The organism is Aeromonas molluscorum (assembly GCF_051376105.1).
GTDB lineage: Bacteria > Pseudomonadota > Gammaproteobacteria > Enterobacterales > Aeromonadaceae > Aeromonas > Aeromonas molluscorum.
Genome location: NZ_JBPQCY010000002.1, coordinates 1,588,085 through 1,600,606, shown reverse-complemented (window position 1 = coordinate 1,600,606; position 12,522 = coordinate 1,588,085). Strand labels below are relative to the sequence as shown.

At 61.0% G+C, this 12,522-nt stretch carries 11 protein-coding genes and 1 other RNA gene; 3 read left to right on the top strand and 9 right to left on the bottom strand.

From position 1 onward, the window contains the following. The 5 genes from gcvH to ACSMDR_RS17895 form a co-directional block, all read right to left on the bottom strand. A complete protein-coding gene (gene gcvH, locus ACSMDR_RS17915) occupies nucleotides 1-390 on the bottom strand; it encodes a glycine cleavage system protein GcvH (RefSeq protein ID WP_436469122.1) in 390 nt (129 codons plus the stop codon). A 75-nt stretch (nucleotides 391-465) separates the two neighbouring features. Then, nucleotides 466-1,563, bottom strand: a complete 1,098-nt coding sequence (gene gcvT, locus ACSMDR_RS17910) for a glycine cleavage system aminomethyltransferase GcvT (RefSeq protein ID WP_436469121.1) — start codon at nucleotides 1,561-1,563, stop codon at nucleotides 466-468. A gap of 382 nt (nucleotides 1,564-1,945) precedes the next feature. Continuing rightward, the gene (locus ACSMDR_RS17905; RefSeq protein WP_436469120.1) at nucleotides 1,946-3,241 is read right to left on the bottom strand and encodes an FAD-dependent 2-octaprenylphenol hydroxylase; all 1,296 of its coding nucleotides are present in this window, start codon (nucleotides 3,239-3,241) and stop codon (nucleotides 1,946-1,948) included. 3 nt (nucleotides 3,242-3,244) lie between these two features. Then, nucleotides 3,245-4,492: a 2-octaprenyl-6-methoxyphenyl hydroxylase gene (ubiH, locus tag ACSMDR_RS17900; protein WP_436469119.1), complete on the bottom strand. Its 1,248-nt coding sequence runs from the start codon at nucleotides 4,490-4,492 to the stop codon at nucleotides 3,245-3,247. Nucleotides 4,493-4,648: 156 nt separating this feature from the next. Continuing rightward, nucleotides 4,649-5,218, bottom strand: a complete 570-nt coding sequence (locus ACSMDR_RS17895; protein WP_436469118.1) for a UPF0149 family protein — start codon at nucleotides 5,216-5,218, stop codon at nucleotides 4,649-4,651. Nucleotides 5,219-5,391: 173 nt separating this feature from the next. On the opposite strand from ACSMDR_RS17895, the gene zapA reads away from it, so the two are divergent. Continuing rightward, the gene (gene zapA / locus ACSMDR_RS17890) at nucleotides 5,392-5,724 is read left to right on the top strand and encodes a cell division protein ZapA (protein WP_005900938.1); all 333 of its coding nucleotides are present in this window, start codon (nucleotides 5,392-5,394) and stop codon (nucleotides 5,722-5,724) included. 17 nt (nucleotides 5,725-5,741) lie between these two features. Continuing rightward, a non-coding RNA gene (gene ssrS, locus ACSMDR_RS17885) (6S RNA) lies at nucleotides 5,742-5,924 on the top strand. Between the two features lie 198 nt (nucleotides 5,925-6,122). On the opposite strand, the gene ACSMDR_RS17880 is transcribed toward ssrS, so the two are convergent. Together ACSMDR_RS17880 and ACSMDR_RS17875 are read right to left on the bottom strand one after the other, a co-directional pair. Continuing rightward, nucleotides 6,123-8,414 (bottom strand): FdhF/YdeP family oxidoreductase, encoded by a 2,292-nt coding sequence (locus ACSMDR_RS17880; RefSeq protein WP_436469117.1) that lies wholly within the window; start codon nucleotides 8,412-8,414, stop codon nucleotides 6,123-6,125. After that, a complete protein-coding gene (locus ACSMDR_RS17875; RefSeq protein WP_152436068.1) occupies nucleotides 8,401-9,207 on the bottom strand; it encodes a formate dehydrogenase accessory sulfurtransferase FdhD in 807 nt (268 codons plus the stop codon). The genes ACSMDR_RS17880 and ACSMDR_RS17875 overlap by 14 nt, the downstream gene beginning before the upstream one ends. A 163-nt stretch (nucleotides 9,208-9,370) precedes the next feature. Here ACSMDR_RS17875 and ACSMDR_RS17870 point away from each other — a divergent pair, with 163 nt between their 5' ends. Further along, complete coding sequence (locus ACSMDR_RS17870) at nucleotides 9,371-10,282, top strand: LysR family transcriptional regulator (RefSeq protein WP_436469359.1); 912 nt, start codon at nucleotides 9,371-9,373, stop codon at nucleotides 10,280-10,282. A gap of 95 nt (nucleotides 10,283-10,377) precedes the next feature. Here ACSMDR_RS17870 and emrD read toward each other — a convergent pair whose 3' ends face one another. Then, nucleotides 10,378-11,574, bottom strand: a complete 1,197-nt coding sequence (gene emrD, locus ACSMDR_RS17865) for a multidrug efflux MFS transporter EmrD (protein WP_005906041.1) — start codon at nucleotides 11,572-11,574, stop codon at nucleotides 10,378-10,380. 260 nt (nucleotides 11,575-11,834) lie between these two features. Continuing rightward, the gene (locus ACSMDR_RS17860; protein WP_436469358.1) at nucleotides 11,835-12,497 is read right to left on the bottom strand and encodes a glutathione S-transferase family protein; all 663 of its coding nucleotides are present in this window, start codon (nucleotides 12,495-12,497) and stop codon (nucleotides 11,835-11,837) included. Nucleotides 12,498-12,522 lie beyond the last annotated feature (25 nt).

Here is a 12,522-nt window from a genome sequence, read left to right as displayed (position 1 = left end):
TCAATCTTCGTCGACGACGTTCTGGTAGCCGTCAGCGTCCAGCAGATTCGCCAGCTCCTCGGCGTCGTCCAGCTTGATGCGGAACAACCAGCCGGCGCCATAAGGGTCGGAGTTGACCAGCTCGGGGCTGCCTTCCAGCTCTTCGTTGACGGCGATGATTTCGCCGCTCACCGGGCTGTAAATGTCGGAGGCCGCCTTGACGGACTCGGCCACGGCGCAGTCGTCACCGGCACCGACCTGCTTGCCCACTTCCGGCAAGTCAACGAACACCATGTCACCCAGCAGCTCCTGGGCGTGCTCGGAGATGCCGACCACGGCCTCACCGTTGGCTTCGACACGGATCCACTCGTGGGAAGTGGCATATTTCAGTTCGCTCGGGATATGGCTCATTTGTGCTTCCTTTATTCACTTGAATCATTGAACAGGGTTGGCCCGGGGTGGACCCCGAGCCTGAAACGATAAAAGTTATACCAATTTCTGGCCGTTGCGTACAAAGGCCGGCTTGGTCACCTTCACGGTCACCAGCTTCTTGCGAAGCTCAACCTCGGCGGTCTCGCCGATGTCGCGAGGCACCCGCGCCAGTGCAATGGAGAGTCCCAGGGTCGGCGAGAAGGAGCCTGAGGTGATAACTCCGGTGCGTACTTCGCCTTGGGCATTGGTGAAGCTGACCGGCATGCCGGTACGCAGCACACCCTTCTCTTCCATCAGCAGCCCCACCAGCTTGGGCTGATCCCCGGCGGCCTTCTGGGCTTCCAGGGCCACGCGGCCGATGAAGTCACGATTGCTCGGCTCCCAGGCGATGGTCCAGGCCATGTTGGCGGCCAGCGGGCTGATGCTCTCGTCCATGTCCTGGCCGTAGAGGTTCATCCCGGCCTCCAGACGCAGGGTGTCGCGAGCCCCCAGACCACAAGGTGTCACGCCCGCGTCGAGCAGAGCCTGCCACAGGTCACAGGCCTGATGCTCTGGCACCACGATTTCGTAACCCTCCTCGCCGGTATAGCCAGTAGTGGCAATGAAGAGATCCCCGGCTTGTACCCCAAAGAAGGGTTTCATGCCCGCGACGGCGGCGTTCTGCTCGGCGCTGAACACCTTGGCGGCCAGCGCCTTGGCCTCTGGCCCCTGCACGGCGATCATCGCCAGGGAGGGTTGTTCGGTGACGGTCACCGCAAAGGCGGCGGCGTGCTGGCGGATCCAGGCCAGATCCTTATCGCGAGTGGCGGAGTTGACCACCATGCGATAGAAGCTGTCGTCCAGATAATAGGTAATGAGGTCATCGATAACACCGCCCTCTGGGGTCAGCATGCCGCTATAGAGCGCCTTGCCCGGGGTGATGAGTTTGGCCACGTCATTGGCCAGCAGATGTTGCAGGAAGGCTTTCACCCGCTCGCCGGTCAAGTCGACGATGGTCATGTGAGAGACGTCGAACATGCCCGCCTGGGTGCGCACCACATGGTGCTCTTCCAGTTGAGAGCCGTAGTTGATGGGCATCTCCCAGCCATGAAAATCGACCATTTTGGCGCCGGCTTCCAGGTGCTTGGGGTGCAATACGGTAGTCTGGGTCATCGCTGTTTTTCCTTAAAACCTGGGCCTGCACCAACCCGGTTCCCGGGTGGAGCAGGAGGCCACAGGGCCTGGGCTCGCTCCCGACATCGCCATGGGCGCTACGGGACTGGTTCCTTCTATGGCGCGGATTATAAGACAAGCCTGACGGAGCGCCGCTTAAAAAAAACTAATCCACAACATGCTGATAGCGGCCAAACACTATGATAAATACAGAGGAAAAAACAGTATTGACCGGTACTTTTTAGGGTTAAATTTTGATTTTTACCGTCTCGTCACAATTTACAGGAAAACGTTTCGCTACCTGCCCATATTAAAGGCTGATGCCATAAACAAGCACATCAGCCTCTCGGATTACTTTTATTGTAAAAAATGGCGCCTGGGATTAGTTTTTTTCACCCGGCAGGCCCCTCAAGGCCTCGCCGTTTACCACTCTTCTGGCCAGGAGGGGCAATTCTCCCTCCAGTCCCATGGCGCTGCGGATCAGGCTCTGCTTGAGGGGGGCCATGGCGTCGACCGCACTCAGCCCCAACCCTCGTACCAGTTTTTTCAGCGGATGCCCGCCGCCAAACAGCCGCTTTAACCCCTCCATGGCCGCCAGCATCCTGCTCGCCTCCGTCTTGCGCCAGCGCTCATAACCGCGCAGCCCGGCCAGGGCGCCGATCTCTTGATCCTTGGCGACATTGGCAAGCAGTGTCTGCGCCAAGGCGGCAGCATCCTGCAGCCCCAGGTTGACCCCCTGCCCTGCCAGCGGGTGTATGGTGTGGGCGGCATCCCCGACCAGCACCAGCCGCTCCCGGGCAAAGTCGCGGGCATAACGGGCGGTGAGCGGTATGGCACTGCGGGCACCCTCAACCCGACACAGACCCAGGCGCGCATCGAAGGCGGCGGTGAGCGCGCGGTTGAAGCTCTCTTCATCGCACCCTTGCAGCCGTAGCGCTTCATTCGCAGGGAGAGACCAGACGATGGAGCAGAGATCGGGCTGCCAGAGCGGCAAGAAGGCGAGCGGTCCGGCGGGGCTGAAGATCTGCCGGGCCACGGCGCCATGCCCTTCGGCGGTACGCACTGTGGCGACCAGGGCATGATGGCCATAGTCCCAGCTAGTCAGCGGAATATCGGCCTGTTTGCGCACCCAGGAGTGGGCACCATCGGCGGCGACCACCAGCCTGGTCGAGAGGGTGCGGCCATCTTCCAGAGTCAGCAGGGCGCAGGTTTGTCCCTGCTGCAGGCTCTTTGCCCTGGCCGGGGCCAGCAGGTCGATATGGCGAGCCCCCGATATGGCCTCTTGCAGTGCCAGCTGGATGACCCTGTTTTCGACGATGTGGCCGAGCCAGGGCAACCCCAGACTGGCGGCATCAAACTCGATGCGGGCGAAGCTGTCACGCTCCCATACTTGCATCTGCTCATAGCCTTGCAGGCGGCGGGAGCGGATGCCCTCCCAGGCGCCGACCCCGCGCAGGATCTGCTGGCTGGCGAGGCTCAAGGCGCTGACCCTGTTATCCGGCGTCGCGGCCAGCACGGGATCAGGCAACTGCCCTTCGATAATGGCTATCTTGAGTGAGCTCTGCTTGAGCGCCGCAGCGAGTGCCAGGCCCACCATGCCGCCCCCCACTATGACCAGATCGTATTGCACCATGCTCTGTTGCACGATGCGCTGCTGCACCATGTCATGCTGCTCCATGGCCTACTCCTTAGTGATTGGGGGGACAAAGCCCAGGGTCTGGCGAGCCAGGGGCCCCTTGAGGCAGCTGGCGCGAGCCATCAGGGAGAGCGCCAGGTTACGGCCGGCCACCAGGGGGCCATGGTCGTTGGAAAAGAGCTGGGCCAGGGCCGAGGTGAGCCAGATGGTGGTCTCTTGATCCCCCTGACGCCCCTGCCAGTAACGGCTCAGCACTGGATAGCTGCCAATATCCTCCCCTTGCGCCATGGCGTTGGCCACGGCGTGATAGAGCGCATCGAGGTCACGCATGCCGAGGTTGAAGCCCTGCCCGGCGATGGGGTGCAGCAGATGGGCGGCGTTCCCCACCAGCACGGTGCGTTGTCCCAGAGGATAATCGGCAGCGGTGAGCGCCAGCGGATAGCAGTGGCGCGCCCCGGCGCGCAGGAAGCGGCCAAGTCGCCAGCCAAACGCCTGCTGCAAGCGGGCCAGAAAGGCCTCGTCATCCAGACCCATGACGGTGTCAGCCTCGTCCCCCGGCATGCTCCACACCAGGGAGCTGCGCCCGTGCTGCATCGGCAGCAGCGCCAGGGGGCCGCCTTGGGTAAAGCGCTCGAAGGCGCGCCCGGCAGGATGCTCGGCGGTTTGTACCGTGGCGATCACCGCGTGCTGACCATAGTCATGGCGGCGTACCGGGATCTTGAGCGCTTGGCGCACGAAGGAGTGACCGCCATCGGCCGCGACCAGCAAGGAGGTGGTGATCCGCTCCCCCGTGGCCAGGGTCAGCTCGACGGCTTGCTCGCCGGGAGTGACCCCCGTCAGCTGGACCGGGCAGAGCATGCGAATGTTGATCGTCTGCGCGATGGCCTCTTGCAGGACCTGACCGGCGGCGCCGAGCTCAATCACCTGCCCCAGGGATGACAAGCCATATTCAGCTGCCGTCATGCGGGTCTGACCAAGATGCCCTCGGTCCGAGACGTGGATGTCGGTGATGGGGGTGGCATGGGGGGCCAGTCCCGACCAGAGACCGTGGCGTGCCAGCGCCTCGCAGGTGCCGGCGGCCAGCGCGATGGCACGGGCATCGAAGCCGGGGTGCGCTCCCTGTTCGGGCGCACTCGCCTCGAGCAGCACTATCTGCAATGGTTCGCCATCCGGGCGGCGCAGGGCGGCGAGGGAAAGGGCCAGCACGGCGCCACTCATGCCGCCACCGACCAGGGTGATGTCGGCCTGCAGGGCAGATGAACGGGCGGAGGCAGTCGGATCAGTGTGAGTCATGGGATGGAGAGAATCCGATAAAACGTGGGGCCATGCTATCACAATTGCCCCCGATGGGATGGGAGGTCACGGGCAAAAATGGCGCCTGCCGCTCAACCTTGCAAACAGACGAGGCAGCCATGGCTGCCTCGTCAATACTGCCCAGTTTGTCCCTGCTCAGTGCAGGGTCGGTGGCGCGTCCGGCGTGTCGGGACGCTTGCCAAACTCTTCGAAGGTCATCATGACCCCAAGTTTGACATGCTCATAGAGCACCAGGAAAGCGACCTCGTTCTCCTCGTCCTCCTGATCGAACTCCTCCGAGACCTGAGTGATGTTGGCAATGTCCTGGATCATCTCCTGCAGCTCCTCGGATGCCTTGGAGAGCTCTTGCTGGACCACGCCAAAGCCCGCCAGGAAGGCCTGGGACCAATCCACCAGCCCATCGATACGTTCATCCAGGGGCGCATCATCGTTGGGCAGCAGCAGCTCGACCCCTTTCTGGGCCATCAGCCCCTCGATGGCGTTCTGGTAGAGCTCCGTCATCACCTGGCGCACCTGGGCCGGCAGACCGAAACCTTCGTTTACCAGATCATTGAAGGGAGCTAACCAGCTCTTGTCATCCAGCGGTACGCCACCGCAGATCAGACCACAGATAACACCGTGGGCCTCCACTGCCGTGGCCATCAGCTCGTGCTGGTCCATGAGGTCGGCCAGGGCCGCATAATTGGGGGGGGTTGTCTTGCTCATCGGGGATCCGCTCAAAGTTCAGTCAAATAGCCGGAATTGATGGTCAGGATCCTAGCATTCTCACCCGCCCAGAGCCAGCAAGGCCTTGAAACTTCTGCATCTGCGCTATATAGTCCCGCCCAGTTGTCCACATGGATAAAGGCGGAAATCACCCCCGCCGTATTGAGGAAGGCATGAGCACAGAGGCCGTAGAAATCGTCGTTTTGGGACGTCCCTACAAGGTATCCTGTCCCCCGGGACAGCAGGATGCCCTGCGCCAGGCCGCCGATCAGTTATCCAGCAAGCTTGTCGAGCTGCGTCAACGTTCCAAGGTCTCCAGCAATGAACAGCTGGCTATCATGGCCGCGCTCAATTTCTGTCATGAGCTCTGCCTTGAAAAAGAGAAGAACCACCAATACTCTGAGACCATGGACAAGCGGATCAAGATGCTGCAACGCACCATAGAAGCAGCCCTGATCGAGCATGGACAGTATGGTGACAATGGCGAAGAGGGCAAAAAGCCTTAACTCGCGACCCGTTTTAAAATTCCCTGGAGTGTTTGTCAGCCGGTTCAAGTCCCCGAGCCGATAATCAAACCAAACAGGGGATCGGCCTTCTGGCTATTGTGCATGCTCGGCTCGACCGAGAAGCCTGCGGTCAGACTCGATCTCCGCCTTGAACCTACGGTTCAAGGGCCCAAACCGGCAACGGCATCTCCGGGGTACCAACAGCAAAAGGCCCGTCATCTTGATGACGGGCCTTTTCTCTGTGCTGCCCTGCCTCATTGGCTTATCGCATCCCGGCCTTCCCCGCAACCTGCGCGGCCACCCCCTTTGAACCTGCTCGGGGTCGGTGCTATCCAACATGCCATGCCCATTGACTCCATCTATTGGACGAGAGGCCGCACGGGCATGGCAACGCAGCGTTATGAGCGCTGCAGCAGATTTTCCGATTGGCGGGAGAGCGTGACCAACACAGGGATTGATTTGGAGGTCGGGGTAAAGGATCCCTCCCCTACGCTATCGATGGGCACCAAGGGGTTGGTTTCTGGGTAGTAGGCGGCAATATTTCCCTGGGGAATGTCATAGAGCACCACGCTAAACCCCGTCACTATCCGTTCCCGGCCATCGTTGCAGATGGCCGCCATGTCCACCCTGGCCCCCTCATCCAGACCGAGGTGGCGGGCATCCTGCTCGTTCATGAACACCACGTTGCGCTGACCCTTGATGCCGCGATAGCGATCATCCATGCCATAGATAGTGGTGTTGTACTGATCGTGGGAGCGCAGACTCTGCAGCAGCATCACCGGCTGATCCACCATCTGCTCGGCATGCCGGGTGCACTCGGGCAGCATAGAGACGGGCAGCTGACTGGCTCTGAACTCGGCACTGCCGCTGGCGGTACGCCACATCAACTGCGCGGCCGAGTTGTCCAGGTGAAAACCGCACGGCTGCTGGATGCGCGCATTGAAATCACTGAAGCCGGCGATGGTCTTTTCTATCAAGTCGCGGATGCGGCCGTAATCATCCCGCAGCGCCAACCAGTCAACCCGCTCGCTCCCCAAAGTGGCATGGGCCATGCGCGCCACTATGTCGGTCTCCGACAGGCAGAGCCCGGACACGGGCTCTGCGACCCCGGTCGAGGCATGCACCATGCTGAAGGTATCCTCCACCGTGATCTTCTGACTGCCGCTGCGCTGGATATCGAGCTCGGTACGGCCCAGGCAGGGCAGGATCAGCGCAGCCTTGCCCACCTGCAGGTGGCTGCGGTTGAGCTTGGTGCTGATCTGCACATTGAGTTCTGTGGCTGCCATGGCGGCATAGGTGAAGGCCGTATCCGGCGCAGCCGCCGCCAGGTTGCCCCCCAGGCAGACCAGCACCTTGCTCTGCCCTGCATGCAGCGCCTTGAGCGCCTCGTAGACATTGTGGCCAGGGGCGCGGGGCAAACTCACCTGCAGATGATCCTCGATGCGCTCGATGAAAGCCTGGGTCGGTTTTTCATTGATGCCCATGGTACGGTTGCCCTGCACATTGCTGTGGCCACGTACCGGACAGAGTCCCGCCCCCGGCTTGCCAAGCTGGCCGCGCAGCAGGTGCAGGTTGACTATCTCGCGTATGGTGTCGACCGAATGCAGGTGCTGGGTGATCCCCATGGCCCAGCAACTGATGACACTGCTGCTGGCGGCAAAGACCCTGGCGGCCTGTACTATCTCGGCCTGGGTCAACCCGGACTGCTGCACTATTTCGGCCCAGCCGGTGGCGCGCACCTGCTGCTCATATGCATCGAAATGCTGGGTATGGCGGGTGATAAAGTCGCGGTCCACCGCCTCAGGCGCTTCTTCGAGTATGTACTTGGCCATGCCACGCATGGCGGCCATGTCACCGCCCAACTTGGGGGTCAGGTATTGGTGACTGATGGTGGTGGCCGCCGGGGTCAACAGCTCGAGTGGGCTCTGCGGGCTGGCGAATCGCTCCAGCGCCACCTCCTTGAGGTTATTGAAGCTGACAATCTTGCAACCTTGGCGCGCCGCCTGGCGCAGGGCATTCATCATGCGCGGGTGGTTGGTGCCCGGGTTCTGGCCGTAGACGAAAATGGCATCTGCGCGATCAAAATCATCCAGCTCGACCGTCCCCTTGCCGATGCCAACCGACTGGATCAACGCCACCCCGCTCGCCTCATGACACATGTTGGAGCAGTCGGGAAAGTTGTTGGTGCCAAACAGGCGGCCAAACAGCTGATAGAGGTAAGAGGCTTCGTTGCTGGCACGACCCGAGGTATAGAACTCGACCTGATCCGGGCTATCCAACCCCTTGAGTTGCTCGGCGATCAGTGCAAACGCCTCATCCCAGCTGATCGGCTCGTAGTGATCGGTCGCCGGGTTGTAGCGCATCGGCTCGGTCAGGCGCCCCTGATACTCCAACCAATAGTCGCTCTGAGTGGCGAGCTGGCGCACCGAATGAGTGGCAAAAAAGTCCGCTCCCACCGTCTTGCCCGTCGACTCCCAGGCCACCGCCTTGGCGCCGTTCTCACAGAACTGGAAGGCACCGTGGTCATTGTCCCCCCAGGCGCAACCCGGGCAGTCGAAGCCGTCGGTCTGGTTGACCCGCAACAGATTCTTGATGTTCTGTTTGGTTTTCTGGCTGCGCAACACCTGCTTCATGGTGGACTGCAGGGACGAAAAACCGCCGGCTTTGGCGGGCTTTTCAATATGGCTCATGACATTCTCCGATGGGATCCGACGGACGATGGCTGGAATAGCACACCGGTGCATCAAACTTGGGAATATGGACAACATTCAGGTGGTATTTGAGGGCCAGCCTGACCGCCAGTTGACTGGGGGACGCGAGGCAGACGAGATGACGGGCGCCAAACAGCACAGCCTTTTGGATGAGTTCGCTGCCGCAGCGACTGGTCACCACCAGGGTGTCGCAGGCAAGCTGCCGGCGTAGCAACAGGCCGATCAGTTTATCGAGGGCATTGTGGCGGCCGATATCCTCCCGGCAGTGCACTATCTTGCCCTGCGCATCCAGCGCCAGGGCCGCATGGATGGCCCCATACTGCTGCGCCTTGAGCTGCCATTGGGCAATCTGTGGCCGCAGCCCAACCAACAATCCCGCATCAAGGGGAGGTGTGAGCGGCAAGGGACGCAACTCGGGAAAGGCCTGCTCGACCGCCTCCACCCCGCAGATGCCGCAGCCGGTTGCCCCAGTCAGCCTGCGCCGACGCCGCTGTAGTTGCGCCAGACAACGATTGGCGATGGTCACATCCAGCACGAAACCCAGCTCGGTGGGGGTCACCCGGATATCGTGTACATCGTGGTTGTGATGGATAATCGACTCGCAGAACAGAAAGCCGATGGCAAAATCGTCGAGATCGTCCGGGGTCGTCATCATCACAGCATGGTTGATGCCATTGATATTGATGGAGACAGCCACCTCCTCCACCAGATGAGCCAGGGCAGGCAAGGGCGATGGATTGATTGAGCCGTCGACAGGACAGTGCGCAGACATGGGAGAGTGGCCTAAAAATACAAACTGCATTCAAGTTTAGAGAGCCAACTGCTGTAAAACCAATGAATTAAATCTATATAGTGATAGAACTATTCTATTGAAGATGGACTTTCAATTGATTAGTGTTGGCAGCAACCTCCCCCAGAGCTCCGGCAAGAGCATGATGAACATCAAGCAGCTGCACTACTTTCATGAGCTGGCCCATCACCGGCATTTTGCCAAGGCAGCCAAAGCCTGCCACATCACCCAGCCCACCCTGTCGGCCAGCATCACGGCGCTGGAAAAAAACCTGGGGACAGATCTGGTGGTGCGTACCAGCCAGTTTGTCGCCCTTACCGAGGCCGGGGAACTGGTGCGCCAGTATGCCGAGCGGATGTTGCTGGAGCAGGAAGCACTCAAGCAGGAGCTGACACGCTTTCACGGTGAGCTATCGGGCACGCTGCGCATCGGCATAGTCCCGCAGTCCAATGTCGACATCATGCCGCTCATCGCCAGCTACAAGGCACGCTACCCCGATATCGTCATCCGCCTGTCGGTAATGAGCAACGAAGCCCTGCTAGTGCAGCTGGAGCTGCACCAGTGCGACATTGGTCTGGGCTTTGACGAATCGCTGAGCGCGCCGAACCGGCGCGCCTTTCACCTCTACCCCCAGGGGCACAACCGCATGGCCCTGCTGATGAGCCGCAGCGCGGCGGCCGCCCTCGGTAATGGGGCGCCCATCACCCTGGCCAGCCTGCAAGACAAACCGCTGGTACTGCCCAGCCGGAACATGCAATTTCGCCAATATCTGGATCTCGCCGCCGAGCGCGCAGGCATCAGCCTGAAGATGGTGCTCGAAACCGACTCCCTCTTTCATTTGACCAGCGCAGTCCACCACCAGCTGGGGTGGGCCATCGTCAGCGCCGGCCTCGCCCACTCTGCCAGTCAGCTTTCCGACCTGGACTACCGGCTGCTCGAACCACTCGATGTCGGATGCACCCTCTTCATGACCCGTCAACACAGCATCACTCCCGCCATGCGGGCTTTCCTTGCCCTGGTCACAGAGACAATGCCGTCTCATGACCGCTGCGTTTAGCCCCCACGGCTAACGCCTCCTGGTACGGCCCCTGCCGCTGCGCCCAAACAAAAGCCCGCCAAAGGAGGCGGGCTTGATGGTGCAATGCAGGCAGATCAGGTTGCCAGCTGCTCCCGAGGCGAGCCATGGTGGCGCAGCCAGGCAAAGCTCAGGGCGACCAGCACCACCATCACCGTCATGATGGCACCCAGGCCAAGCTGCCCCTGCATGGGGAAGCTGGCCGCCAGCAGGGTGACCAACCCGGCGCCGAGGTTCTGCATGCCGCCAAGAATGGCGCCGGCGGTGCCTGCCTGACCCGGAAAGGGCTCGATGGCGCAGGTGGTCGCGGTCGGATAGAGGATGCCGCTACCGATGAAGTAGACTGCGGCCCCGCCCACCAAGGACGCTGCGCTGACGATGCCAAACAGACCCGGCAGCAAGATGATCAGTGCCCCCAACGCCAGGAAGAGGATCCCAAGACGCATCAGCTTGCCCGGACTCAGTCGAAAGCTCAGACGAGCCGAGAGCCAGGCGCCGAACAAGTAACCCGGCAGAGGCAGCACGAACAGGACGCTCACCGTCTTGGCATTGAAGCCGAGCACGTCACCGAGCAGCACCCCCGCCGCCGCCTCGAACACGGCAAGTCCTGCGAAGGTCGCCATCAGGCAGAGCAGATTGCCCTGGAATCTGGGGTTGCCCAGCACATGACGATAGGCGGCGCGCACCCGCAGCGGCTGGCGACGCTCTTGAGGCAATGTCTCGGCAAACCAGATCAAGATGGCGATGGTGCTGATGGCGCCAAACCCGAACAGGAACCAGTAACCAGCACGCCAGTTCAACCATTCGGTCAGCCAGCCCCCTAGCACGGGCGCCAGCAGAGGCGAGAAGATGACCCCCATGCTCACCAGGCTGTTGGCGCGGTTGAGCTCGGCCCCCTGATAGCGATCCCGCATCACGGTCCGGCTCATGGCCCCGGCTGCGCCCGTTCCCAGCCCCTGAATGAAGCTGCCCACCAGCAGGGCGCTGGCATTCGGGATCAGCTGGATAACCAGAGTACCGAGCAGAAACACCATCATGCCAATCAGCAGCACGGGGCGACGGCCCCACTTGTCGGAGAGGGGACCATAGATGAACTGGGACAAGCCGTAAGGGATGAGGTAGCAGGCCATCACCGCCTGTAGCGAGGCCGAGCTCACCCCCAGATCCGCCGCCATCACCGGGATGGAAGGCACATACAGGGTCTGGGTCATCTGACCCACGGCGACCATCAGAATGGTCAGGAAAAACAAAGGGTAAAAGCTGTGCCGATTCATAACTGCTCCACGACATCAAAAGCATGGCGCTCCTCACCCTGGAGGGAGGAGTCATTGTCAGATCTGGATGAGTAATCACAGCGCGGAGAACCCGCGTTGATCGGGAGCAGATCAGCTCCCTTATGCTGGCCATGTTAGTGATTCAGATCACAAAACACGAACGAATCTTTGTAATCAGCTTGGCTTAGTTTTTCTAATAATACGGGGCCCGCAGGCCCCGTTTATTGCTCTCTTGTTTCTGCCGCTCGCGGGCTTATCCCTTACCGGGTCACCATCTGCTGAGCCTGCTTGACCAGATCGTCCGGGTTCTCCTTGCGCGGTGGCAACGTGACCCCCTTTTGGCAAGCGGGTCTAGCCTCCATGCGCGCCATCCAGGCTTGCAGATGCTCCAGCCCCTCGATGGAGATGCCGCTCCAGTCATAGATCCGCACCCAAGGCCAGGTGGCGATATCGGCAATGCTGTACTCGTCCGCCAGGTATTCATGATGGGCAAGATGGCCGTCGAGCACCTCAAACAGGCGGCGACCCTCTTTCTGGTAGCGTTCGATCGCGGCCGGGATCTTCTCGGGGAAGTAGCGATAGAAGACATTGGCCTGGCCCATCATGGGGCCGACGCCGCCCATCTGGAACATGAGCCACTGAATGGCCTGGGAGCGACGCTTGGGATCTTGCGGCAGCAACTTGCCCGCCTTCTCCGCCAGATAGATCAGGATGGCTCCGGATTCGAACACGGCAAAATCACCATTGTCCCGGTCAACGATGGCCGGGATGCGGCCATTGGGGTTGATCGCCAGAAAATCGGGCTGCTTCTGCTCCTGAGTCGAAAAATCGAGAGGGATCAAGTTATAAGGCAGGCCCAGCTCTTCGAGAGCGATGGCGACCTTGAAGCCGTTTGGCGTCGCTGCCGTGTAGAAATCAATCATCATCTTCTCCTTGGTTGCCCGGCAC